Here is a 23,699-nt window from a genome sequence, read left to right on the forward strand (position 1 = left end):
AAGGACCCACGACATGGTAAAAATTCTCAAGAATATCTCCGAAATCCGCCGGTTCTTTCACCGAAACGAGGACCCGGTCTATTTCATCTCGGCCACCAACTTCAATCTGTTGGGCCTTGATGAATGGGTGAAGAATTTCAAATACATCTGCTATATCGACTGCTACGGCGGTAAGCACCCCAACGTCTTTTGCCCCTCGGAACAGCCCCATGCAGAGTTCCAGAGCATCGAGGACATCAACAACTACTTGCTGCAGCACAAAGAGGTCATCGACTTTATCAAGCGCCGCGGCGGCAAGCCCAAGTTCGTCTTTTTGATGTTCGACGAAGAGACCGAGCGTCTCAGCAAGGAGTTGGGCGCCGAGGTCTGGTTCCCGAAAGCCAAGCTGCGCCAGTCGATGGACAACAAGATCGAAACCGTGCGCATCGGCAACAAGGCGGGCGTGCCCTCGGTGCCGAACGTTCTGGCCGAGGTGAAATCTTACGACGACCTGAAAAAGACCTGCGAGAAGGCCGGGATCGGCCATGATCTGGTGTTGCAGTCGGCCTATGGCGACAGCGGGCACACGACCTTCTTCATCAAGTCCGAAGCCGACTTCCGCCGCCACGAGAGCGAGATCATCGGCGAGGGCGAGATCAAGATCATGAAGCGGATCGATTGCCGTGGCGCGGCGATCGAGGCCTGTGCGACCAAGGAGGGCACCATCGTCGGCCCGCTGATGACCGAACTTGTGGGTTTCAAAGAACTGACCCCCTATCGCGGCGGCTGGTGCGGGAATGAAATCCTCGCCACCGCCTTCCCGCCGAAGGTGCGGGAGAAGGCCCGCGATCTGACCTTCAAGTTCGGGGAGCAGCTGCGCAAGGAGGGTTATCGCGGCTATTTCGAGCTCGATTTCCTGATCGACAAAAAGACCGGCGATCTGTGGCTGGGTGAGTTGAACCCGCGCATCACAGGCGCGTCTTCGATGACCAACCACGCGGCCTTCGCCCATGCCGATGCGCCGCTCTTCCTGTTCCACCTGTTGGAGTTCAGCCGCAAGAAGTTCAACCTCGACGTGGATGAGTTGAACGCCCGCTGGGCCGATCCGGACAACATCGACGGTTGGAGCCAGATGGTCATCAAACACACCGATGACAGTGTCGACATCTGCACCGAAGCGCCCGAGACCGGCATCTACAAGATGAAGGAAGACGGCAGCGTGGTCTTTGACCGCTTCGACTATCACCGCCGCGCGGTGGAGAGCGAGAACGAAGCCTTCTTCCTGCGCATCCTGCAACCGGGTGATTACCGCTACGAAGGCGCGGATATCGGCATCCTTGTGACGCGGGGGCGGTCGATGACCAAGTCTTTCCAGTTGAATGAGCGCGCGAAAAAGTGGATCCATGGGATCAAACGCAGTGTGGACGGCAAACCCCTGCCCACCGCGTCTGCTGGTCCGGAGCTTTCTGATCCGGCGTTCAAGATCCTGTAGCAAGATGAAAGGCCGCGATGTACTGGCGCGCAATGTCCGAAGATCAGCCCGGCCCCAAGTGGGCCGGTCTCTTCGCAGCCTATTGGCCTGACTACCATGCATGGTGGCTGAAGGAAGGGGAGGCCGCGCGCCCGACCTATGCCCAATGCCGTCGCGCCTTGGGCAAACATATGCCCGAGATGCTGCCGCTTTATGATGAGCTTTGCACCCTCGCGGGCGGCGGCGATCACGCGGCGCGGTTTCTGAGCTTCTATTGCCCGCCGCCCTATCTCTCGGCCTGTTCACAGGCGATCTGGGCCGGGAAAGAACCGGTCATGGTGCGCAACTATGACTACAATCCCAATGCATTCGACGCGATGGTGCTGCGCTCGGGCTGGCAGGGGCGGCAGGTCATGGGCACATCGGATGGGCTATGGGGGCTGGTCGATGGGGTGAATGATGCGGGGCTGTCGATCTCGCTAACCTTTGGCGGGCGTCGTGTGGTAGGCGAAGGGTTCGGCGTGCCGCTGATCCTACGCTATGTGCTGCAGACCTGCGAAACCGCGCAAGAGGCGGGAGAGGTGCTGGCACGGGTGCCGACGCATATGAGCTATAACGTCACCGTGCTCGATCGGAAGCGGAGCTACCTGACCGCGATGATGGCCCCTGACCGCCCGGCTGTCACCACCCGCGCCGCGGTGGCGACCAATCACCAGGAAAATGTGGAATGGATCAGCCACGCCCGTTTTACCGCCACGGTCGAGCGGGAGCGCTATCTTTTGCAACGTCTGCGTCTGCACCGCGATCCGGAAGAGAAATTCATCGGCGCCTTTCTGAAACCTCCGCTTTATTCCACGGCATTCAACGCCGGGTTCGGCACGCTTTACACCGCTGTTTACCGTCCACGAAAACGCGAGATGGAATTGCGCTGGCCCGGCACGACCTGGGCGCTGTCGCTGTCGGATTTCACCGAAGGCGCGCGGCAGGTCTTGGTACCGGGGGCGGCATGAGCAGGGCGGCGCGCAAAGGGCCGCTGTCGTCGCTGCGGGTGGTGGAGTTCTCCGGCCTCGGCCCCGCCCCATTGGCGGGGCAACTGCTGGCTGATCTGGGCGCGGATGTCATCACGGTCGACCGCAAAGCCGCCCCGGCGGACCCGTCCGATATCAACCGCCGTGGCAAGCGGTCGGTGGTGGTGAACTTGAAAACCCCCGAAGGGATCGCGGCAGCGCGGGCGCTGATTGCCTCTGCCGATGTGCTGATCGAAGGGTTTCGCCCCGGCGTGATGGAGCGTTTGGGCCTCGGCCCAACAGATTGCTCTGACAAGCTGATCTATGGCCGCATGACCGGCTGGGGTCAGACCGGCCCATGGGCGCAGACGGCGGGGCATGACATCAATTATCTGGCTCTAACAGGGGCCTTGCACGCCATGGGCAGCGCGGGTGCGCCCCCGGTGCCGCCTTTGAACATGGTGGCGGATTACGGCGGCGGCACGATGTTCTTGCTGTTTGGCATCCTCTCGGCAGTGATCGAGCGGGGGTGACCGGCAAAGGTCAAGTTGTCGATGCTGCGATGGTCGACGGGGTGCCTGCGATGATGGGGTTGATCCACGGCATGTTGGCCCAAGGCACATGGACCGAGGAACGCGCTACCAATTGGCTTGACGGGGCCGCGCCCTTCTACCGCTGCTACACCTGCGCCGATGGAAAATTCATCTCTGTGGGCGCGTTGGAGCCGCAGTTCTACGCGATCCTGTTGGAGAAGCTGGGTCTGCCTGCGGACCTAGCCGCCAGCCAGAACGACCGGGCGACTTGGGAGGCGCGGACCGCCGAATTCGCCGCGATATTCGCAACCCGCGCCCGTGATGACTGGGCCGCGCATTTCGACGGTTCGGATGCCTGCGTGGCCCCCGTGCTCAGCTTTTCCGAAGCGCCGGACCACCCGCAGATGGCGGCACGCGGCAATGTGGTGCGGGTAGACGCCGTGCTGCAATCGGGCCGTGCGCCGCGTTTTGGCGCAACTGCGCCCCAGATGCCCAGCCCCCGCGTGCCATCGGGGCGGACACCGATGCGGTGCTGGCGGAGCTTGGCCTACGTTTGGACCGCGCATGAAAAACCCCGGCGCGAGGGCCGGGGGTCAATCTTGGAACGAAAGCTCAGGCTTAGGCCGCTTTGCGGTCGTGTTTGCCTTCTTCGATCTCCTCGACGATCTTGGCGACGAATGCGTCGAGATCCTCGGGCGAGCGGCTGGTCACGATGCCTTGGTCGGCCACCACTTCGCTGTCTTCATACTGCGCGCCAGCGTTCTTCACGTCGGTCGCGATGGAGCTAAAGCAGGTTGCCTTGCGGCCCTTGATAATGCCCGCTTCGATCAGCAGCCATGGGGCATGGCAAATCGCGGCGACGGTCTTGCCGCTGTCGTGGAACTTGCGGATCAGGGCCACAGCGTCATCGTTGGCGCGCAGCAGGTCAGGGTTGATCTGGCCGCCGGGCAGCACGATGCCTTGGTAGTCATCAACATTTACGTCCCGAAGGGCGAGGTCTGCGGGCACGGTGTTGCCCCAGTCGTCTTCGTCCCAGCCCTTGATCTCATTCCCGTCGGGGGTGGCCACATGGACAGTGGCGCCGCGGTCGCGGAGATCGTTCAGGGGTTTTTCCAGTTCGGACTGCTCAAAACCGTTGGTGGCGAGGATCAGGATCTTTGCATTGGTGATATCGGTCATTGCTTTCTCCTTTGTGATTTCTGCTGGACCAACGATGTGCATGGTCCCCTGTTCCGCTCACATTCGCGCGAGGGCAGTGATCCGCCGGTGCAGATGCGCCACAGGGCCGCGAATATTTGTTGATACAGCCAAGAGCGGCATCATATATGCGTTCAGAATGGATCACCCCGACACCCCCTCGCCGAACTGCCCATGGACGAATTGATCGTCTGTCCGCAATGCGACGCCGTCTACCGGCTACGCCGCCCCGCCCATGGGGAACGCGCGGCTTGTGAGCGGTGCCACACGGCCCTGATCACGCCGCGCAGGAATGCAGGTTTGCAAATCATCGCCGTGGCGGTTGCAGTCATGGTGTTGATCATCGGGGCGGCGGTCTTTCCCTTCCTTACGATTGACGCGGCGGGGGCCCGCAACGCGGTGTCGGTGCTGGATGCGGCGCTTGCCTTTTCAGGGGGGCGATGATCTTTCTGTCGCTGGCCACGGCGGCGCTGATCTTTTTCATTCCGCTTTTGCGGGTATTGCTGACGCTCTATGTGTTGATCCCCGTGGTGCTGGATCGCCCGGCCGCGCGGCATGCCGTCGCCGCCTTTCGCCTGTCAGAGGAACTGCGCCCTTGGTCGATGGCCGAGGTCTTTGCCATCGGCTGTGCGGTGGCGCTGGTTAAAGTGGCCGATCTGGCCGATGTCGGCTTTGGCCCGGCGTTTTACATGTTCGGCGCGCTGGTGATCCTCGTCATCGCGCAGGACAGATTCTTATGCAAATGGTCTGTATGGAACTCTCTGGAACATCCCAAGACATCCTGAGCGCGCGGGAATTGGGCGTCGTGGCCTGCACCCGTTGTAGCAAGCCCGCGCCGATGGGCACGCAGACCTGCAGCCGCTGCGGCAGCAAGCTGGTCTCACGCGATCGGTTGAGCCTTCAGCGTGTCTGGGCGTTCTGGACCGTTGGGCTGATGTGCTACATCCCCGCCAACACCTACCCGATGCTCAAGACCCGGACGCTGTTTCAGGTCGAGGAAAGCACCATCATCGGCGGCGCGGTGGAACTGGCGCAATACGGCAATTGGGGGATCGCCTTTATCATCCTCTTTGCCTCTGTTGCCATTCCGCTGGCCAAGTTCATGGCCGTGGCCTTTCTTGCGATCAGCGTCAAACGGCGCTCTGTCACCTCGCAGCGGCAGCGGCACTACCTTTACGAAGTGGTTGAGTACATTGGCCGCTGGTCGATGATCGATATCTTTGTGGTTGCGATTTTATCCGCTCTGGTGCAACTCAAGACACTGGCCGCCATCAATCCCGGTACCGCGAGCATCTTTTTCGCCCTCTCCGTGATCTTTACCATGCTGGCGGCGCAAGCGTTTGATACCCGCATGATCTGGGACGCTCAGACCAAGGACGAGGGCCTGAAAACCGATGACTAAGACGCCTCCCGACGTACCGATTTCTCCGACACGCAAGATGTTCCTCAGCGGGGCGTCGGTGATCTGGATCATCCCGATCCTTGCCCTGATCGTGGCGCTCTTCGTGGCGTATCGCTCTTATAGCGAACGCGGCCCGGTGATCATTGTGGAGTTCGAAGAGGGCGCGGGCATCTCTGCTGGAGAGACCGAATTGCGCTTTCGCGATGTGACGGTCGGTGTGGTCGAAAAGGTCGGCTTCACCTCGGATCTGGACCGGGTGACGGCGCATATCCGGCTCGACAAAGATGTGGCCCCCTATATCGACAACGGTGCGGTCTTTTGGGTCGTACAGCCCGAAGTCACCGCGCAGGGCATTACCGGCCTCAGCACGGTGCTGAGCGGTGTCTATATCGAAGGGTCATGGGACCAGCAGGTCGGCCCGGCGGCGCAGCGTTTTCAGGGGTCATCGACCGAGCCTTTGATCCGTGGCGGTCAGGGCGGGCTTGAGATTGCCTTTCGGTCCACCGCCAATGGCCAGCTGACCGACAATGCGCCGATCCTTTACAAGGGCATCGAAGTGGGCCGCGTAGGCTATGCCAAGATTGCCCCGCGGGGCAACTTTGCCATTGTTGAGGCGCTGATCTTTGAAGAGCACCGCCAACTGATCAATGAATCCACCCGTTTCTGGGACGCCTCCGGCTTTAGCGTCAACATCGGCCCGGCGGGGGCCGAGATTGACTTTTCCTCGCTCGCTACCCTCGTGGGCGGCGGCATCACCTTTGACACCTTCGTCTCGGGCGGGGCGCAGGTGTCTGACGGGACGGTGTTTGAGATCTACCCCGACAAGGAAACCGCGCGGAACTCTGTCTTTAACGCTTCCGAAGTGGATCCGCTCAAGTTGAGCGTTGTGTTCGACGACAATATCTCAGGGCTGATCGTCGGCGCCCCGGTTGAAATGAGCGGGCTTGAGATCGGTGAGGTCGAGACCCTGTCGGGCCTCGTGGATTTCGAACGCTTTGGCGATAGCCGGGTTCGGCTCAACGCGATCTTGTCGATCCAACCGGCGCATCTGGGGTTGCAAGACGACGTAACCGCCGAAGCCGCGCTGGCCTTCTTACAAGAGCGTGTGGAAAACGGCCTGCGTGCGCGGCTGGCCTCGGCCAGCTTGTTGACCGGCGGCTTGAAGGTTGAGTTCGTGACGGTGGAAGACGTGCCTGAGGCATCGTTGGAAGCGGCTGATAACGGTCTTGCACTGATGCCGACCACTGAAAGCGATGTTTCCGATGCGGCGGCCACGGTCGAAGGGGTCTTTACCCGCATCAACAGCCTGCCGATCGAAGAGTTGCTCAACAGTGCGATTACTTTCCTTAATTCGGCAGAGGCTTTCGTCTCAGACGAAGACCTGCGCGAAACGCCGCAGGATGTGCGGACCCTTTTGGGTGAACTGACGGGGCTGGTCTCCTCCGAAGAGGTCAAGAACGTGCCGGTCGCCTTGAACGGCACGCTGGTGCGGATCGAAGAACTGGTGGCCCAGCTTGAGGAAGAGCGGATCGCCGAGCGCCTGTCCACCGCGCTTGAAGGGGCATCGGAGGCGGCGAACGCGGTATCGTCTTCGGTTGAGGGCGTGCCAGAGTTGGTAGAGCGCATTCAGGCCGTGGCGGCCAAGGCCGAAACACTGGAAGTCGAAGAGTTGGTCGTCGCGCTGACGGACCTCACCGAATCCGCCGATGCGGTGATCGGCACTGAAGACGCGGTGGCCCTGCCGGGCGCGCTCAAGCGAGCATTGGATGAGGTGAACGCCACGTTGGTAGAATTGCGCGAAGGCGGCGCGGTTGAGAATGTGAACCGCACCTTGGCCTCGGCCCGCAATGCGGCGGATAGCATCGCCGTCTCGGCCCGCGATCTGCCGCAGGTGGTCGAACGTTTGACCGCGCTTTTCGCGCAGGCCAGCCGCACCATAGAAGGCTATAACCAAGGCGAACAGCTAAGCCGCAGCGCCGAGCGCACCCTGCGCGACATCCAGAAAGCCGCCGATGCGCTTGCATCTTTGGCGCGGACCATCGAACGTAACCCCAATTCTCTATTGCTGGGACGGTAAAGCATGAATGTTGCAAGACCTCTGATCACCCTCGGCCTGCTGGCAGCCTTGGCGGCCTGTGGCGGCGCTGCTGAGCGTTTCACCGTGCGCGCCCCGGCGGTCACAGAAAAGACTTCGATCGCTTTTAGCTCGGTTGAGGTGCGCGACGTGTCCCTGCCAACCTATGCCGCCGCCGAAGAGATTTCGCTGCAGATGGCCGACGGCAGTCTGGTCAGTTCGACCGATGTGCTGTGGGCCGATGCCCCCGAACGGGCCGTGGCGCTGGAGCTGAGCCAAAACCTCGCGCGGATGACCGGGCGGCGCATCGCGTCTGAGCCTTGGCCTTTTGAGGCTTTCCCCGATGCCCGTCTCGAAGTGCGCTTTGCCGAAATGGTGGCCACCGAAGCCGGAGAATTCCGCGCCTCTGGTCAGTATTTCGTGGCCGTCCCCGATGACCGTCGGGAGCGTTCGGGCCTGTTTGACCTCAGCGTGCCGTTCAACCCCGAAGGCGGGGCCAATGCCATCGCCACAGCGCGCGGCCAGCTTGTGCTCGATCTGGCCCGCTACATCGCGCAAAACGGGTTGAAGTAGGGCAGTTCGCCCGAAAATGACCTTGCGGCATGTCGTGTTCAGTCTGTTCGGAATTTTCTGAATAGACTTGATTTGTGCCGGGCCTTGTTTATCTACCGTCAACGCAGCGTGTCGTTGACGGGGAACAGATGGATACCACAGACCAAATCGACCAAGTCCGCGATGATTTCATCACGCGCATGGGCGTGATCGCCATGGGCGAGGGCCTGCCGCGCATGTCGGGACAGGTCTTTGCCATGCTCGTTTTCGAGGGCGAGCCGATTGCCTTTGGCGCGCTGTCGCGCCGTTTGTCCGTCAGCCGCGCCACGATCAGCACATCAATCCGTGTGCTGGAAGAGCGGGGCCTGATCCGGCGGGTGAACAAAACCGGCGACCGGCAGGACTACTTTCAACTTGCCGATGACGCCTATGCCGCGATGACAAAATTCGCGCTGGCAGGCACGCGCCACGCCAAGGCCGAGATTAGCGACACGATCAGCAAACTGCCCGAAGAGGCCGACGGCGTACGCGCGAGGCTCGATTCCTTTGCCGAGTTTTACGACGCGATCAGCACCGCGCTTGCTGATGTCGCAACCCGGGTGAGCAAACCCAAGAATTGACGCGCGACCTGCAAACAGGAACGCGGTGATGGAGTTCGATCAATGAGTGACACATCTCAAGAGCGCCAGACGCTTTCATTCGACAGCGATGCTGGCTCGAAACGGTCGAAATTCATCGCCGGTGGAATCGCGCTGTTGATCGGACTTTGGATGGGCAGCGGCTATATCATTCCCGCCGAAGAAACCGAGGAAGCCGCACCTGCCCCCTCTCGCCCGAGGCGGTGACAGTGGCCGTGCGCGGCTCTCAAGCCAAAAGTGTGACGCAGGTCTTTGTGGCCGAAGGTCAGGCCCTGCCGGACCGCGACACGATGGTCCGCGCCGAAGCAGGCGGAGAAATCGCCGAGGTGCTGGTAGCCAAGGGCGATGTGGTCGACGCGGGTACGTTGATCGCGCGTCTCAGCACCACGGCGCGGGATTCCGATCTGGCCCGCGCCCGCGAGGAATTAAGCCGCGCACAGCGGGAATACGACAATGCCGAAGCCCTACTGGACCGGGGCGTCTCGACCGTGGACCGGGTCAGCCAAGCGCGGGCGACCTTGGCCGCCGCGCAGGCGTCGGTCACTTCAGCCGAAGAGGCGCTGAACAACACCGAAATCCGCGCCCCCTTTCCCGGTCGGTTAGAGATGCTGGATATCTCTGCCGGAGAGTTCGTCTCCACTGGTGAGGAAATCGCACGTCTGGTCGACAACTCCCCGCTGACGATCCAAGTGCAGGTGCCTCAGCAGTCGCTAAAAGACATCAAGGAAGGGCAAAGCGCCGAGGTCGTGTTCATCACCGGGACAGAGGCGCAGGGGAAGGTGCAATTCGTCTCAAGCAGCGCCAGCGCCGAAACCCGGACCTTTACCGCCGAGGTTAGGGTCGAAAACGCCGATGGTGCGATTCCTGCCGGTATCTCGGCCCGCGTGCGTATTCCTACGGGCGAGACCCGCGCGCATTTCGTTTCTCCGGCGATCCTGTCCTTGGACACCAATGGCACATTGGGTGTCAAAACCGTGAATGACGAGGACAAGGTCGTTTTCAACAAGATCGCGATCGTGCGTGCCCAGACCGATGGTATCTGGATTGCGGGCCTGCCGGATGAGGCCGAAATCATCACCATCGGGCAGGGTTTCGTGAACGACGGAGAGACCGTTAACCCCCAGCCCGAAACCGGCACGGATTCAAGCCCCGAGGGGCAGCCGATGGCGGGCGTGCCTGAGATTGACGAATTGGAGGAACAGCCAACCGGTGACGGGCAGATCACCGGCAGCGCCGATGCCGCCCAGCCGGAGCAGGTGGAATGAACGCGCTGATCGACGCCGCTTTCAGCCGCGCCCGCGTGGTGATCCTGAGCTTGGTGATGATCTTGGCCGTCGGTGCCTATGCCTATATCGGCATCCCCAAGGAAAGCTCGCCCGAGATCCGATCCCGACACTCTATGTCTCGACCTCGCTCGAAGGTATCTCTCCGGAAGATAGCGAACGGCTATTGGTCGAACCGCTTGAGACCGAACTCAGTGCCATTACCGGGCTGAAACAGATCACCTCCAACGGCGCCGAAGGTCATGCCTCGGTGCAGTTGGAGTTCGAGCCGGGTTTTGATTCCGACGAGGCGCTCGACAAGGTGCGCGAAGGCGTGGACCGGGCCAAGTCGGACCTGCCCGAAGACGCCACCGATCCGGTCGTGACCGAGATCAACACCGCGCTTTTCCCGATCCTGACAGCGATCCTGTCCGGCCCGGTGCCGGAACGGACGCTCAACACCATTTCGGAGGAGTTGAAGGACGCGATTGAGGGGCTGTCAGGCGTGCTTGAGGTCGATGTCGGCGGTGAGCGTACGGAACTTCTGGAGGTGCTGATCGACCCCACAGTGTTCGAGACCTACAACATCTCTTTTGAAGAGCTGATCAGCCAGATCAACCGCAACAACCGCCTGATTGCGGCGGGGGCGATTGAAAGCGGCGCGGGGCGGCTGGTGCTCAAAGTGCCGGGGCTGATCGAGAATGTCGAAGATGTCATGTCGCTGCCGATCAAGGTGCGTGGCGATACGGTGGTGACCTTCGCCGATGTCGCCGCGATCCGCCGAACCTTCAAAGACCCCACCGGTTTTGCCCGTATCGACGGCCAGCCCGCACTGGCGCTTGAGATCAAGAAACGCTCCGGCGCGAATATCATCGAAACAGTCGCCGCCGTGCGTGAGTTGATCGACGAGATGCGCGCGGAATGGCCCGACAGCATCACAGTCAAATACACCCAAGACGAATCCGAGCAGGTCCAAGACATGCTCAGCGATCTTGAGGCCAATGTCATTGCGGCGGTGATCCTTGTGATGATCGTGATCGTCTGGGCCTTGGGCGTCCGCTCGGCGCTGCTGGTGGGGCTGGCGATTCCGGGGGCGTTTTTGGCCGGGGTCACGGCGCTTTGGGTCATGGGCTATACGATGAACCTTGTGGTGCTCTTCTCGCTGATCCTTGTGGTGGGGATGCTGGTGGACGGGGCCATCGTGACCACCGAACTGGCCGACCGCCGCCTGCAAGAGGGGCATGCGCCCCGCGCTGCCTATGCCCATGCCGCCAAGCGCATGGCATGGCCGATCATCGCCTCTACCGCCACGACGCTCAGCGTGTTCTTTCCGTTGCTGTTTTGGACCGGCACGGTGGGCGAGTTCATGAAGTTCCTGCCCATCACCGTGATCCTGACCCTGACCGCATCGCTTTTCATGGCGCTGGTTTTCATTCCCGTGGTTGGCGGGATCATCGGCAAACGGCCCCCGCAATCCGCTAAGGATAAGGCCACGCTCTATGCCGCCGAACAGGGCGATCCGCGTGACCTGAAGGGCTTCACCGGCGGCTATGTCAAACTGCTGCAATTCGCCATTCTGCGGCCATGGATGACGCTGATCCTTGCCATTGCCATGCTGATGGGCGGCTTCACCGCCTATGCGCAATTTGGCAACGGCATCACCTTTTTCCCAGAGGTAGAGCCTGATTTTGCGCAGGTACAGGTGCGCGCGCGGGACAATTTCTCGATCTACGAACAAGACGCGCTGGTGCGGCAGGTCGAGCAACGTCTCTTTGCCTACGACGAGATTGCCAGCGTCTATGCCCGCACCGGCAGCAGCAACCGCGACAGCGCCGACCTGATCGGCACCATTCAGGTTGAGTTCACCGAATGGGACGAACGGCGGACCGCTGCCATGATCGGCGAAGAAATCCGGACCGAGATGGCGGCCATTCCGGGGATCGACGTACAGGTGCAGACCGCCTCGAACGGCCCATCGGCGGGCAAGCCGGTCAATCTGCGGGTCCAAGCCCATGATCCTGAGGTGCAGCAACAGGTGGTCGACCAAATCCGCGAAAAGATGGCCGATATCGGCGGCTTTACCGACGTGACCGACTCGCGCCCCCTGCCGGGGGTGGAATGGCGCATCGCGGTGAACCGCTCTGAGGCGGCGCGGTTTGGGGCCGATATCTCGACACTGGGGCAGGCTGTGCAACTGCTGACGCGGGGCATCACCGTGGCGGATTACCGGCCCGATGATGCCGAAGGGTCCATCGACATCAACGTGCGCTTTCCATCGGATGAGCGCACGCTGGAAGAGTTGCAATCGCTGCGGGTGCCGACCTCGGCGGGGCTGGTGCCGATCTCGAACTTCGTGACCTTTGAGCCAAGCCCCCGCACCGGTACGATCACGCGGGTGGATCAAGAGCGGGTGGTGACGATTGAGGCCAATGTCGCACCGGGCGTTCTGGTGAACGACCAAACCGTCGCCCTACGCAGCGCGATTGACGCGATGGACCTGCCGCCGGGTGTCGAAGCCTCCTTCGCCGGGGAGGCGGAGGACCAGCAGGAATCGATGATTTTCCTCGCGGGGGCGTTTATTACCGCGATTTTCCTGATGTTCGTGATCCTCGTGATCCAGTTCAACAGCTTCTACCAAGCCTTTGTCGTCATGTCGGCCATCGTGTTTTCGATTGCCGGGGTGCTGTTCGGCCTGTTGATCACCGGGCGGCCCTTTGGGGTGGTCATGGGGGGATCGGTGTGATCGCCTTGGCGGGGATCGTGGTGAACAATAACATCGTTTTGATCGACACCTATAATGACCTCAAAAAGCGGGGCTGTCGCCGCTGGAGGCCGCGCTGCGCACCGGGGCGCAGCGTTTGCGTCCGGTGGTGCTGACCTCGGTCACCACGGCGCTTGGCCTGATGCCCATGGTGATCGGCCTCAACATCAACTTTTTCACCCGTGAGATCGTTTATGGCGCGCCCTCTACCCAATGGTGGACCGAGCTGAGTTCGGCCATCGCGGGCGGTCTGGTGGTGGCCACTGTGCTGACGCTGGTGGTGACACCGGCGATGCTGATGTTGGGAGAAAAGAAAGCGAAACGCGCCGAGCCGACCCCGCAAGAGCCGGAACCGGTCGCGATCTAAGCCAAGGTCATGCGGCCCAAGATCAGGCGGCCCAAGATCAGGCGGCCCAAGATCAGGCGGCCTTGTCGGCCTTGTCCTCGGTCAGGATGGTGTAAAGCGTGGCCGGGTCGGGGTTCGACCGCAGCTTGGTGCAGATGCTGGTGTCGCGAAGCGTGCGGGCCACCAGCGCCAGCGCCTTGAGGTGCTCCACCCCCGCATCTTCGGGGGCGAAGAGGGCAAAGGCCACATCGACTGGCTGACGATCGACCGAAGAGAAATCAATCGGTTTGTCCAGCAGCACGAAAGCACCGACAACCTTGTCGATCCCGTCCATCCGCGCATGGGGCAGGGCGACGCCGTGGCCGACACCGGTCGGCCCGAGGGTTTCGCGCGTCATCAGCGCATCCACCACTTGGCCGGCCGGCAGCCCATAGGCTTGCTGGGCGAGTTCGCCGATATCCTGCATCAGACGCTTCTTGCTCGAAGCCGAAGTCAAAACCTTCACGGCCTCTGGCTTGAGGAGTTTGCCGAAATCCATTCCGCTCGCCCTGCTCTTTGGCGGATATTACCGCCGTGGGTTACGAAGGGTCGATCCAGCCGATGTTGCCGTCTTCTCGACGGTACACGACGTTCATCCCTTCCTGGCCTTCCTTGCGAAACAGCAGCACCGGGTCGCCCGACAATTCCATCTGCATCACCGCTTCACCGACAGACAAAGTTGGCACCTTCGTCTGCATCTCTGCAATGATCATGGGTTGGAGGGTATCAGGTTCCTGCGCATCTGAATCGCTGTCTGACGCGAGGATATAGGAGGACGCACCCAAAAGTTCAACCGGTTCGGCGCGTTCTTTGTGATGGTCCTTCAGGCGGCGCTTGTAGCGGCGCAGCTGTTTTTCCATCTTTTCGCAGCAGCTATCGAAGGCGGCATAGATCTCTGTCGCCTTGGCCTTGGCCGACGCATTGAGACCGGTGGAAAGATGCACGGTGGCCTCGCAGGCAAATTCGTGACCTGTTTTGGAAAACACCACCAGAGCATCTGTCGGGCGTTCAGCATATTTGCTGACCGCCTCGTCCAGTTCGGTCCGGACATGTGTCCGGAGCGCATCGCCAATGTCGATCTGTTTGCCACTGATCTGATACCGCATATCGTCTCCTTGTCTTTCTTGTTCCGAACATTGCCAAACGGTCCACATGCGTGGAGCGCGACAACTTTCAGATATGGAGGAATGGTGCTGCGACCAGGATGATTTTAACCGTTCCTTCGCGGGAAGGGCGATGCAGGATCAAACAGGAACGCGATGTCACCATAGGTCAATGAGGCCGCGTTTCCGTTTGAAAGTCAATGGCGCCGATGCACCCGCCATTCTTTTATCGCTACAATCAGAGCGGTTTTCCGCAAAGTGCAGGCAGGGCCCTGCCGAGGGCTGAAAGGCCGGGCGAAACGCGCTAAGTCTTAGGAAATACGGAAGTTATCGCCAAGGTAGACGCGGCGCACATTCTCGTTTTGCACAACTTCTTCGGGCGTTCCGGACATCAGAACTTTGCCCTCATGCAGGATATAGGCGCGGTCCACGATCTCTAGGGTTTCGCGGACGTTGTGGTCGGTGATCAGCACGCCGATGCCACGTTTTTTAAGGTCGGCAACCAATTGCCGGATGTCCCCGACTGAGATTGGATCGACCCCGGCAAAGGGTTCGTCAAGCAGCAGATAGTTGGGATTGGCGGCCAGACAGCGGGCGATTTCGACCCGGCGACGCTCCCCACCCGACAGGGCCAGCGCAGGCGCGCGGCGCAGGTGTTCGATGGAAAACTCGGTCAGCAGCTCTTCGAGCCGTTCGCGGCGCTGGTGACGGTGTTTGACCCGGATATCGAGAATCGCGCTGATGTTGTCTTGCACCGACAGCCCGCGAAAGATGCTCATTTCCTGCGGCAGATAGCCGATTCCCAACTGCGCGCGGCGGTACATCGGCAGGGTGGTGACATCCTTGCCATCCACCGTGACGCGCCCGCCTTCGGGCGTGACCAGCCCGGCCACCGCGTAGAAAGTCGTGGTCTTGCCCGACCCGTTCGGCCCCAGCAGCGCCACGACCTCACCCCGGTCAAGCTCCATCGAAAAGTCGCGGATTACCGCTTTCTTGCGATAAGACTTGCGCAAATGCTGAATGCGCAGGCCGGATTCGCCCCCGGCGACTTTAAGCTCGGGCGGCATCAGTTGCCGCTGCCGGGCTGCAAAATGGTCTTCACGCCGCCTGACATCTGCGCCGTGCCGTCGTTTAGGTTTACCGTCATTTCCTGCGCGCTCAGCGCACTTGGGCCTTGGGTCATCAGCACATCGCCGCTCATTACCAAGGTGCCTGCGTCGATATCATAGTCGGCCCGCTGCGATTCAGCGGCGTCTTCACCCGCGACCAAGACCACGCCGCCGGTTGCTTCCAACTTGGCGATGCCTTGATCCGACGCGCGATAGATCACCTCGACCTTGCCGGCGGACAGGGTCATTTCGCCCTGCGAAATCAACACATTGCCAGTAAAGACCGCGGTGCCCGTGGCGTTGTCGACCGATAGGTTGTCGGCGGTCACTTCGACGGGCAGGCTGGTATCTTGCTCTAGCGCGCCAAAGGCCACATCGGCAGATTGGGCAGAGACAGGGGCGGCATGCAGCGCGAGAAACAGCGGCAGCATCAAAATAATCAAATGTCTCAAGGCAGTTACTCTTTCGTTGCTTGCGGCGTGTATATCAGTTTCACACCCTTTGTGAAAAGCAATTGCGATCCGGCGCTGTTCTGGCGGTTGGTGATGGCCATGCGCCCGGCGGTGATCTCGCCCACGGGGCTGGTGGCTTTGACCGGGCCGGGTGATAGCAGATCTAGTGTGGTGAGGTTCGAAGTCATCCGGTCCGACAGAATCTGGTAGCCGGTTGAGGTGCTAACCCGCACATCGCCCGCCAGTTCCGCTTCTTCCGCGCCGGTGTCAAACCGACCTCTGTTGGATTGCAGAGTGATCTTGGCACCGCCCTGCAGGTCCAGCGTCGCCTCGATCTCTTCGGCCTCGTTGGTGCCGGTTTCCCCGCCGGGGGTGGTCAGCTTTTCCGCCGAGAATGAGATCAGATCGCCCTCCGCCGTGGTGCCGGAATAGAAGGGGCCGGTGATCTGCTGGTCGCGCAGCCGCTCTTGCACTTCTTTATCTGCAAAGGGGATCACCGCCTGCGGTTCAATCGCGCGCGACAGCAAAAACAGGGTCGACAGCAGCGCCAGCGCGATCAGCGGAAAGAGCACTTTCAGCCAAGAGACGACGCGAGAGTGGCGGTCACCCTTCATCGCAGGCTACCCCAGCCCAACGCGCAGGCAGTCGTGGATATGCAGCAGGCCCACGGGCGATTTGCCGTCGTCCTGCACAGGGTCGGTCACGACCAAGCAAGTGATCTTGCGGTTGTTCATCACGCCCACGGCTTTCTCGGCCAGTTCGTCGGGGCCGATGGTAACTGGGGCCGGGGTCATGACCTCACGCGCGGTCATGGTCATCAACCCGTCAAGGTGCCGCGCGAGGTCGCCCATGGTGATGATCCCGGCCAGTGCGCCAGCGCCATCGGTCACGCAGACCACGCCAAAGCCCTTGCGGCTCATCTCGCTCAGCGCGTCGGGCATCGGCGCGTCGGCTGCGACCAGCGGCAGGGCATCGCCCACATGCATCAGATCGGCCACGCGGCTCAGCCTTGCGCCCAGTTTGCCGCCGGGGTGGAAGTCGCGGAAATGCTCGGCGGTGAAGGCGCGGTTTTCCATCAGGGCCACGGCCACCGCATCGCCCATCGCCAGCGTCAAGGTGGTTGAGGTGGTCGGCACCACGCCGGTGCCGCAGGCCTCTGCCGCGCGGGGCAGTTCCAGCACCACGTCACTGTGACGGCCAAGGCTGCTGTCGGGGCGGCTGGTGATGCCGATGAGCGGGATCGCATAGCGGCGCGAATAGGCGATGAGGTTCGCCAGTTCCGGTGCCTCGCCCGAGTTTGAAATCGCCAGCACCACATCAGCCGCAGTGATCATCCCCAGATCGCCGTGGCTCGCCTCTGCCGGGTGCACGAATTGCGCGGGCGTGCCGGTAGAGGCCAGCGTCGCCGCGATCTTGTTGCCGATATGGCCCGATTTGCCGATGCCGGTGACGATCACGCGGCCCTTGCAGGCGCGCATCAGATCGACCGCGGCGCGAAAGCGGTCATCAAGGCTGTCGGCCAGCAGCGTCAGCGCCTCGGATTCGCAGCGGATGACGCGGCGGGCAGTGTCGAGGAAAGGTGTGTTCATGCGTGTGCGAAGATGTCCGTGTCCGGCCATCCCTCCAGATCCAGCCGGGCGCGCATCGGCAGGAAATCGAAACAGGCCTGCGCCATGTCCATCCGACCTTCGCGTATCAGGCGTTTGTTAAGTTCATCGCGCAGACGGTGCAGATAGAGCACATCCGACGCGGCATAGTCGATCTGCGCTTGGGTCAGCTTTTCAGCCCCCAATCGCTGGATTGTTGTTGTTTCGAGATGTCGACGCTCAGCAGTTCTTGGCACAGCTTCGCCAACCCGTGCCGGTCGGTATATGTGCGCACCAGACGGCTGGCGATCTTGGTGCAATAGACCGGCGCTGCGGTGGCGCCAAAGGTGTTGCGCATCGCGGCGATGTCAAAACGGCCGTAGTGGAACAGTTTCAGCACATGCGGATCTTCCAACAGCGCGCAGAGGTTCGGCGCCTCGGTCTGGCCCTTGGCGACCTGCACCAGATGCGCGTGACCATCGCCGCCCGAAAGCTGCACAACACAGAGCCGGTCGCGATGCGGATGCAGCCCCATCGTTTCGCAGTCAATGGCGACCATCGGCCCAAGGTCGAGGTCATCCGGCAGGTCGTTCTGATAGAGGAAATTTGTCATGAGCACGTCTATATCGTGCTTGTCCGGCATGGGAAAGCGGAGGCTTTGCCCCGGGTCAGGCGGTGGCCAGATCCTGCAATGCGGGGCGGGGATAGCGGCGCAGCAAGCGGTCGACCAGTAGATGGCACCGGTAGCCGGACCACTCGGGGCGGATCAACCCGCCGGGCAGGGCGGGGTGTTTCAGCACCAGCCGCCGCCAGTTGTGCACGATCAGACAGCGCAGAACCGCGACATCCAAGGCGCTCAACCTGTCTGCATCCGGCAGTTTGGCGTCCAAGGTAGAAAGCGCAGCCAGCAGCGCGGCATAGTCGGCCTCAAGCTCAGCAGGCTCCACCGCGCGGCGCAGCCAGTCGGGCGGCGGCGTGCCGGGCAGGGCAAGACAGCCTTTGGGCACCGCGCTATCGGCCCGCCCGACATAGGCGCGGGGCAGGGCGGCGATAAAACCCGCGCCCCGCAGGGCGCTGTCGGTCTCGCGCCCGTTCTCTTCGGTCACCACCATCTGCCATGGCTCTGACAGGTCGGGCGGCGTGGCGTAGATGCGGGGGCTGGCGGCGGCACTTTCCGCGCGGCCTTGGGCGGTCAGGCTGTGCTGGCTGATCCGGCCCACTTTATGGGACTGCAACCAGCCGTCATTCCGCAGCCTGTGCAGCGCCACGCGACTCGCCTCTGGCCGCACGTCGAGCGCGCCCATGATCGTCGAGAGCACCGGCCCGTCGATCGCATCACCCTCTCCCTGCGCCAGATCGCCGAAAAGGCTGACCATCAGCGACCAGACGCGCTGGCCCCCAAGCCCGCAAAGGCCGCGATGACGGGAAGGGAGGGATCAGAGGGCATTCATCGTCAGCAGTTCATATTCCGCGACCGCCTCCTCGCGTTGGTTGGTCAGGGTCACATGCCAGCGCACCTCGCCATATTCCTCGTTGCGCGGCGTCTTGTGCTTAACCGAGAGCCGCACCTTGATGCTGTCGCCTGCCGAGACAGGCTCAAGAAAGCGCAGGCTGTCGAGCCCGGTATTGGCCAGCACCGGGCCGGGGTCGGGCTGCACGAAAAGGCCCGCGGCGAAGCTGAGCAAGAGGTAGCCGTGTGCCACGCGGCCCGGAAAGAAGGGGTTCGCGGCGGCAGCCTCGTCGTCCATATGAGCGTAGAAAGTATCGCCGGTGAAATGGGCGAAGGTCTCGATATCCTCCAGTGTGACTTCTCGGGTGGGCGAGTTGAAGGTCTCGCCCAGATCCAGCTCGGTGAAACGGCGGGTGAAGGGGTGCGCGCGGTCGGTGATCTCTTCCGCCCCCGGAACCCACTGTTTGCCGATGGCGGTGAGGATGTCGGGGCTGCCCTGAATGGCGGTGCGCTGCATGTAATGCATCACGCCGCGAATGCCGCCCAGTTCCTCGCCGCCGCCTGCGCGGCCCGGTCCGCCATGCACCATATGCGGCAGCGGCGAGCCGTGGCCCGTGGCCTCCCCCATCGACGTGCGGTTGTTGAAATAGAGCCGTCCGTGGAAGGCTGCCGAACCCATCGTCAGCTCGCGCGCCACCTCACCGTCATTGGTGATGATCGAGGCGACAAGAGAGCCTTGGCCGCGGTTCAGCAACTGCGAGGCATGGGCCAGATTGCGGTAGGGCATGAGGGTGGAAACGGGGCCGAAAGCCTCGGTGTCATGCACGCGCTCGGCGCTGTCGGGATCAGCGCAGTGGAACAGCATCGGCGGCAGGAAGGCGCCTTTGTCTTTGTCGGCGCCGTTGACGGTAAAGTTGTCGGGGTCGCCAAAGACCCGTTCCGCCTCGGCACTCAGCAGCCCCACCTTTTCCAGCACATCGCGTTTTTGGCTGCCCGAGACCAGCGCGCCCATGCGCGTATCCTCGGCGCGGGGGTCGCCGATGGTGGTCTTGGCGAGGCGTTCTGACAGAGCAGAGATCACCGCGTCGACCTGCGCCTGCGGCACCATGATGCGGCGGATGGCGGTGCATTTCTGCCCCGCCTTCGCAGTCATCTCGCGCTGCACTTCCTTGACGAAGAGGTCGAACTCTGGCGTGCCGGGAACGGCGTCGGGGCCAAGGACCGAGGCGTTTAGACTGTCTTGCTCCGAGGTGAAACGCACGGAGTTCTGCAGCAACAAGGGATTGCTGCGCAGTTTCAGCGCGGTATCGGCAGATCCGGTAAAGGCCACGGCATCCTGACAGTCGAGGTGGTCGAGCATGTCGCCCAAGCCGCCGCTGACCAGTTGCAGCGCGCCCTTCGGCAGCAGCCCACTGTCGAGCATCAGCCGCACGCAATGTTCGGTGACGTAGCAGGTTGCGGTGGCGGGTTTGACAATGGCGGGCACGCCAGCCAGCAGCGTGGGCGCGAGCTTCTCAAGCATACCCCAGACCGGGAAGTTGAAGGCGTTGATATGCACCGCCACGCCCTGCAGCGGGGTGCAGATATGCCGCCCCATAAACTGCCCGGCGCGGCCCAGTTGCTCGGGCGCACCGTCGAGATAGACATGCGCGTCCGGCATCTCGCGCCGGCCTTTGGAGGCGAAAACCAGCATGGTGCCGATGCCGCCGTCCACGTCGATCTTGTGGTCCGACAGCGTCGCGCCGGTGTCGTAGCTCAGATCATAAAGCGCCTGCTTGTGCTCCATCAGGTGCAGCGCCAGCGCCTTCAGCATGCGCGCGCGGTCGTGGAAGGTCATGGCGCGCAGGGCGGGGCCACCGTGGTCGCGGGCAAAGCCGAGCATGGCCTGCGCGTCGAGCGCATCGTTGCCGGCCTGCGCGATGACCTCGCCGGTGATGGCGCTGGCGATGTTGCGGGCGCCCGCGCCCGGGGCCAGCCATTCGCCTGCCGCGTAACTGTGAATATCGCGCATGTCGGCTCCTTTAGTGCGTGTCGTAGTCGATGGTGAGCGTGTCGCTCAGCGGGTAGCTCTGGCAGGTCAGCACATAGCCGCGCTCGACCTCGTAATCCTCCAGCGCGTGGTTCGAGAGCATCTCAACCTCACCGTCGAGCACCTTGCCCATGCAGGTCGAACAAACCCCGGCCTTGCAGGAAAACGGCGCTTCCTGCCCGTTCTCTAGTGCGGCTTCCAGCACCGATTGGCCCTTCTGCATGGTGAAACTGCGCCGCGCGCCGTCGATGATGACGGTGATTTCGGTGCCGCTTTGGCCCTCGCTGCGCTTGGCCATTTCCTGTTTGGCCAGACGGCCCTGCTGGCTTTCGCTGAAGAGTTCAAATTTGATCTGTTCGTCGGTCAGCCCATTGGTCTTCAGCGCCTCGGCAATCGCCAGCATCATCGGTTCGGGGCCGCAGATGAAGGCGGTGTCGATATTGTCGATCTGAATCCAATGTTTAAACAGCGCATCGCATTTCGCTTGATCGATACGGCCCTCAAACAACTCCATATCCTGACCGGATTCGAGGATGTGGATCACCGTCAGGCGGCCCATGTAGCGGTTTTTCAGATCCTCCAGCTCCTCGCGGAACATGATCGTGTTCACCGCGCGGTTGGCATAGACCAGCGTGAAGGTCGAGTTCGGCTCGCGTTTCAGCACGGTTTTCAGGATCGACAGCACCGGCGTGATGCCCGACCCGCCCGCAAAGCCGAGGTAGTTTTTCGCCACCTCCGGCTCGATCGCGGTGAAGAATTTGCCCTGCGGCGGCATGGCGTGGAGCGTATCGCCGACCTTCAATTCGGTATTGGCATAGGTCGAGAATGCCCCGCCATCGACGCGCTTAATGCCGACCTTTAGCTCGCCATCGTCCAACCCGGCGCAGATCGAATAGTTGCGGCGCAGCTCGGTGCCGTCGAAATCCTGCTTGAAGGTCAGGTATTGGCCTTGGGTAAAGGCGAAGGCGCCGGGGTCCTCCGGCTTTAGCGTCAGCACCACCGCGTCGCGGATGGTGTGGTGGATATCAGTCACTAATAAGGGGTGAAACTGGCTCATCGGGGCCTCAGATACATTTGAAATAGTCGAAGGGTTCACGGCATTCGGTGCAGCGCCACTGCGCCTTGCAGGGGGTCGAGCCGAACTGGCTGATCCGCTCCACCGCGGTAGATTTGCAATGCGGACAATGTTGCGGCCCACCGGCGGGACGGGGTGGCGCGATGCCGTAGGCTTCCAGCTTGGCGCGGCCGGTGTCGGTCATCCACTCGGTGGTCCAGGGCGGGGAAAGCTGGCGTTTCAACTCCAGCTTTTCGATCCCATGGCCGTGCAGCGCCATCTCGATATCGAGGTTGATGATGCTGGTGGCCGGGCAGCCCGAATAGGTCGGCGTGATGGTCACGACCAGCGAGTTGCCCTGCCACGCCACATCGCGGATGATGCCGAGATCGGTAAGCGAAATGGCCGGGATCTCCGGGTCCGGGATCGCCGAAAGCCATGCCCAAACCGTCTCTAACGTGGGCTTTCCGGCCAACGCGGCACCGCGCGGGGCGGTATCGCGCACCACCCCCGGCACCGGCGCGGGGGCCGGCCGGCTGTGGGGGCTGGGTTTCACCATGTGGCGTCCGGGTAGGCGCGCTGCAGCCATTGCATCTGGGTCAGCATATGGCCGAGATGTTCGCTGTGCCGTGCGCCGCTTTTCCCGCCTTTGTGGGCGAAATCGTCTTCGGGTTTGGTCAGGGTCGCGGCTACCAGCGTGTCGCCGACGAGTTGGTCATAGCTCGCGCGCAGGCTTTCCGGTTCGGGCGCGATGCCCGCCTCGACCATCGCCGCGTCGACGTCATCACCAAGGAACATCTCACCGACATAGGGCCAGAGCAGATCAAGCGCCGCCTGCATGCGGCGGTGGCTCTCCTCGGTGCCGTCGCCAAGGCCGATCACCGTGTCCGAGGAGCGTTCGAGGTGGTAGGTCACTTCCTTCGCCGATTTCTCGGCGATGGCAGAGATTTCCTTGTCGCTGGAATCGATCAGCGCGGTCAGCTGCGCCAGATGCCATGCGTCGAAGAGGAACTGCCGCATCATGGTCTGGCCGAAGTCGCCGTTGGGCTGTTCCACCAGCAGGACATTGCGGAAATCCCAAACGTCGCGGTGAAAGGCGAGCTTGTCCGCATCGCGGCCTTCGCCCTCAACCTCGCCCGCCAGACCCAGCCACAACTGCGTCTGGCCGATCAGGTCGAGCGCCACGTTCGCCAGCGCGATGTCTTCTTCCAGCACCGGGGCCACGCCACACCATTCGGAGACGCGGTGGCCGAGAACCAGCGCGTTGTCCCCCATCCGGCAGAGGAATTCGAACTTAGGATCGGTGCTCACATCGCCCCCACTTCATCGGGAATGTCGAAAAAGGTCGGGTGGCGGTAGACCTTGTCGTTGGCAGGCTCATAAAGCGCGCCTTTTTCCTCGGGCGAGGAAGCGGCGATGGCGCTGGCCTCGACCGCCCAGATGCTCACGCCTTCGTTGCGGCGCGTATAGACATCGCGGGCGTTCTTGATCGCCATTTCCGCGTCCGCCGCATGCAGGCTGCCGACATGGCGGTGGCTCAACCCGTGCTGGCCGCGGATGAAGATCTCCCACAGGGGCCATTCGGTGGTCCGCGCCTTGCCGTGCGGGGCGGCTTCGGTGCCGTCGTATTCACTGGATTCAGGGCTGCTCATGTC

The 23,699-nt window shown here is 62.1% G+C and carries 24 protein-coding genes and 3 pseudogenes; 13 read left to right on the forward strand and 14 right to left on the reverse strand.

Annotated elements, in window-relative coordinates:
* Positions 1 to 13: 13 nt before the first annotated feature.
* The 4 genes and pseudogenes from ACFQAU_RS08385 to ACFQAU_RS08400 form a co-directional block, all read left to right on the forward strand.
* Complete coding sequence (locus ACFQAU_RS08385) at positions 14 to 1,471, forward strand: biotin carboxylase (protein WP_067629482.1); 1,458 nt, start codon at positions 14 to 16, stop codon at positions 1,469 to 1,471.
* A 17-nt stretch (positions 1,472 to 1,488) separates the two neighbouring features.
* Positions 1,489 to 2,460, forward strand: a complete 972-nt coding sequence (locus ACFQAU_RS08390; protein ID WP_132444009.1) for a C45 family autoproteolytic acyltransferase/hydolase — start codon at positions 1,489 to 1,491, stop codon at positions 2,458 to 2,460.
* Complete coding sequence (locus ACFQAU_RS08395) at positions 2,457 to 2,990, forward strand: CoA transferase (RefSeq protein WP_386281648.1); 534 nt, start codon at positions 2,457 to 2,459, stop codon at positions 2,988 to 2,990. The genes ACFQAU_RS08390 and ACFQAU_RS08395 overlap by 4 nt, the downstream gene beginning before the upstream one ends.
* Before the next feature lie 53 nt (positions 2,991 to 3,043).
* A pseudogene (locus tag ACFQAU_RS08400) lies at positions 3,044 to 3,430 on the forward strand (CoA transferase); the annotation flags it as partial.
* Positions 3,431 to 3,608: 178 nt separating this feature from the next.
* Here ACFQAU_RS08400 and ACFQAU_RS08405 read toward each other — a convergent pair.
* Positions 3,609 to 4,169, reverse strand: coding sequence for a type 1 glutamine amidotransferase domain-containing protein (locus ACFQAU_RS08405; RefSeq protein ID WP_132444011.1), 561 nt, complete (start codon positions 4,167 to 4,169; stop codon positions 3,609 to 3,611).
* Positions 4,170 to 4,361: 192 nt separating this feature from the next.
* Here ACFQAU_RS08405 and ACFQAU_RS08410 point away from each other — a divergent pair, with 192 nt between their 5' ends.
* The 9 genes and pseudogenes from ACFQAU_RS08410 to ACFQAU_RS08450 all read left to right on the forward strand — a co-directional run bounded on the left by ACFQAU_RS08410 (position 4,362) and on the right by ACFQAU_RS08450 (position 13,243).
* A complete protein-coding gene (locus ACFQAU_RS08410) occupies positions 4,362 to 4,631 on the forward strand; it encodes a paraquat-inducible protein A (RefSeq protein ID WP_386281652.1) in 270 nt (89 codons plus the stop codon).
* Positions 4,628 to 4,972, forward strand: coding sequence for a paraquat-inducible protein A (locus ACFQAU_RS08415; RefSeq protein ID WP_386281655.1), 345 nt, complete (start codon positions 4,628 to 4,630; stop codon positions 4,970 to 4,972). The genes ACFQAU_RS08410 and ACFQAU_RS08415 overlap by 4 nt, the downstream gene beginning before the upstream one ends.
* On the forward strand, positions 4,930 to 5,589 hold the full coding sequence (locus ACFQAU_RS08420) for a paraquat-inducible protein A (protein WP_201722075.1): 660 nt from the start codon (positions 4,930 to 4,932) through the stop codon (positions 5,587 to 5,589). The genes ACFQAU_RS08415 and ACFQAU_RS08420 overlap by 43 nt, the downstream gene beginning before the upstream one ends.
* Complete coding sequence (locus tag ACFQAU_RS08425) at positions 5,582 to 7,666, forward strand: PqiB family protein (protein ID WP_120349862.1); 2,085 nt, start codon at positions 5,582 to 5,584, stop codon at positions 7,664 to 7,666. Before ACFQAU_RS08420 ends, ACFQAU_RS08425 begins: the two co-directional genes overlap by 8 nt.
* 3 nt (positions 7,667 to 7,669) lie before the next feature.
* On the forward strand, positions 7,670 to 8,236 hold the full coding sequence (locus tag ACFQAU_RS08430; protein ID WP_067629471.1) for a PqiC family protein: 567 nt from the start codon (positions 7,670 to 7,672) through the stop codon (positions 8,234 to 8,236).
* A gap of 128 nt (positions 8,237 to 8,364) precedes the next feature.
* Positions 8,365 to 8,835 (forward strand): GbsR/MarR family transcriptional regulator, encoded by a 471-nt coding sequence (locus ACFQAU_RS08435; RefSeq protein ID WP_132444013.1) that lies wholly within the window; start codon positions 8,365 to 8,367, stop codon positions 8,833 to 8,835.
* A gap of 42 nt (positions 8,836 to 8,877) precedes the next feature.
* Positions 8,878 to 9,060 carry a hypothetical protein gene (locus tag ACFQAU_RS08440; protein WP_386281660.1) on the forward strand — a complete coding sequence of 61 codons (183 nt, stop codon included), beginning with the start codon at positions 8,878 to 8,880 and terminating at the stop codon, positions 9,058 to 9,060.
* Positions 9,057 to 10,118, forward strand: a complete 1,062-nt coding sequence (locus ACFQAU_RS08445; protein ID WP_386281663.1) for an efflux RND transporter periplasmic adaptor subunit — start codon at positions 9,057 to 9,059, stop codon at positions 10,116 to 10,118. Before ACFQAU_RS08440 ends, ACFQAU_RS08445 begins: the two co-directional genes overlap by 4 nt.
* Positions 10,115 to 13,243 (forward strand): annotated as a pseudogene (locus tag ACFQAU_RS08450) (efflux RND transporter permease subunit). Before ACFQAU_RS08445 ends, ACFQAU_RS08450 begins: the two are co-directional and overlap by 4 nt.
* A gap of 52 nt (positions 13,244 to 13,295) precedes the next feature.
* Here ACFQAU_RS08450 and ACFQAU_RS08455 read toward each other — a convergent pair.
* The 13 genes and pseudogenes from ACFQAU_RS08455 to paaB all read right to left on the reverse strand — a co-directional run bounded on the left by ACFQAU_RS08455 (position 13,296) and on the right by paaB (position 23,696).
* Positions 13,296 to 13,760 (reverse strand): PTS sugar transporter subunit IIA, encoded by a 465-nt coding sequence (locus ACFQAU_RS08455; RefSeq protein ID WP_067630567.1) that lies wholly within the window; start codon positions 13,758 to 13,760, stop codon positions 13,296 to 13,298.
* Between the two features lie 40 nt (positions 13,761 to 13,800).
* Positions 13,801 to 14,367 carry a ribosome hibernation-promoting factor, HPF/YfiA family gene (hpf, locus tag ACFQAU_RS08460; RefSeq protein WP_067630564.1) on the reverse strand — a complete coding sequence of 189 codons (567 nt, stop codon included), beginning with the start codon at positions 14,365 to 14,367 and terminating at the stop codon, positions 13,801 to 13,803.
* 308 nt (positions 14,368 to 14,675) lie between these two features.
* Positions 14,676 to 15,434, reverse strand: a complete 759-nt coding sequence (lptB, locus tag ACFQAU_RS08465; protein ID WP_120349865.1) for an LPS export ABC transporter ATP-binding protein — start codon at positions 15,432 to 15,434, stop codon at positions 14,676 to 14,678.
* Entirely contained in the window at positions 15,431 to 15,904 is a 474-nt protein-coding gene (gene lptA / locus ACFQAU_RS08470; RefSeq protein ID WP_386283852.1) for a lipopolysaccharide transport periplasmic protein LptA, read from the reverse strand. The genes lptB and lptA overlap by 4 nt, the downstream gene beginning before the upstream one ends.
* 26 nt (positions 15,905 to 15,930) lie before the next feature.
* Positions 15,931 to 16,539, reverse strand: a complete 609-nt coding sequence (lptC, locus tag ACFQAU_RS08475) for an LPS export ABC transporter periplasmic protein LptC (protein WP_120349867.1) — start codon at positions 16,537 to 16,539, stop codon at positions 15,931 to 15,933.
* A gap of 6 nt (positions 16,540 to 16,545) precedes the next feature.
* Positions 16,546 to 17,514: a KpsF/GutQ family sugar-phosphate isomerase gene (locus tag ACFQAU_RS08480; RefSeq protein WP_132444015.1), complete on the reverse strand. Its 969-nt coding sequence runs from the start codon at positions 17,512 to 17,514 to the stop codon at positions 16,546 to 16,548.
* Positions 17,511 to 18,124: pseudogene (locus ACFQAU_RS08485) on the reverse strand (ribonuclease D). The gene ACFQAU_RS08480 and the pseudogene ACFQAU_RS08485 overlap by 4 nt, the downstream one beginning before the upstream one ends.
* A 55-nt stretch (positions 18,125 to 18,179) precedes the next feature.
* Positions 18,180 to 18,887 carry a PaaX family transcriptional regulator C-terminal domain-containing protein gene (locus tag ACFQAU_RS08490; protein WP_386281672.1) on the reverse strand — a complete coding sequence of 236 codons (708 nt, stop codon included), beginning with the start codon at positions 18,885 to 18,887 and terminating at the stop codon, positions 18,180 to 18,182.
* A 60-nt stretch (positions 18,888 to 18,947) separates the two neighbouring features.
* The gene (gene paaZ / locus ACFQAU_RS08495) at positions 18,948 to 20,972 is read right to left on the reverse strand and encodes a phenylacetic acid degradation bifunctional protein PaaZ (protein ID WP_132444017.1); all 2,025 of its coding nucleotides are present in this window, start codon (positions 20,970 to 20,972) and stop codon (positions 18,948 to 18,950) included.
* A gap of 10 nt (positions 20,973 to 20,982) precedes the next feature.
* A complete protein-coding gene (locus tag ACFQAU_RS08500) occupies positions 20,983 to 22,047 on the reverse strand; it encodes a 2Fe-2S iron-sulfur cluster-binding protein (protein WP_132444018.1) in 1,065 nt (354 codons plus the stop codon).
* A gap of 7 nt (positions 22,048 to 22,054) precedes the next feature.
* The gene (gene paaD, locus ACFQAU_RS08505; protein ID WP_132444019.1) at positions 22,055 to 22,603 is read right to left on the reverse strand and encodes a 1,2-phenylacetyl-CoA epoxidase subunit PaaD; all 549 of its coding nucleotides are present in this window, start codon (positions 22,601 to 22,603) and stop codon (positions 22,055 to 22,057) included.
* Positions 22,597 to 23,319 (reverse strand): 1,2-phenylacetyl-CoA epoxidase subunit PaaC, encoded by a 723-nt coding sequence (gene paaC / locus ACFQAU_RS08510; RefSeq protein WP_240791568.1) that lies wholly within the window; start codon positions 23,317 to 23,319, stop codon positions 22,597 to 22,599. Before paaC ends, paaD begins: the two co-directional genes overlap by 7 nt.
* A 32-nt stretch (positions 23,320 to 23,351) precedes the next feature.
* Positions 23,352 to 23,696, reverse strand: a complete 345-nt coding sequence (paaB, locus tag ACFQAU_RS08515) for a 1,2-phenylacetyl-CoA epoxidase subunit PaaB (RefSeq protein ID WP_082849541.1) — start codon at positions 23,694 to 23,696, stop codon at positions 23,352 to 23,354.
* Positions 23,697 to 23,699 lie beyond the last annotated feature (3 nt).

The organism is Sulfitobacter profundi (genome assembly GCF_042661425.1).
GTDB lineage: Bacteria > Pseudomonadota > Alphaproteobacteria > Rhodobacterales > Rhodobacteraceae > Sulfitobacter > Sulfitobacter profundi.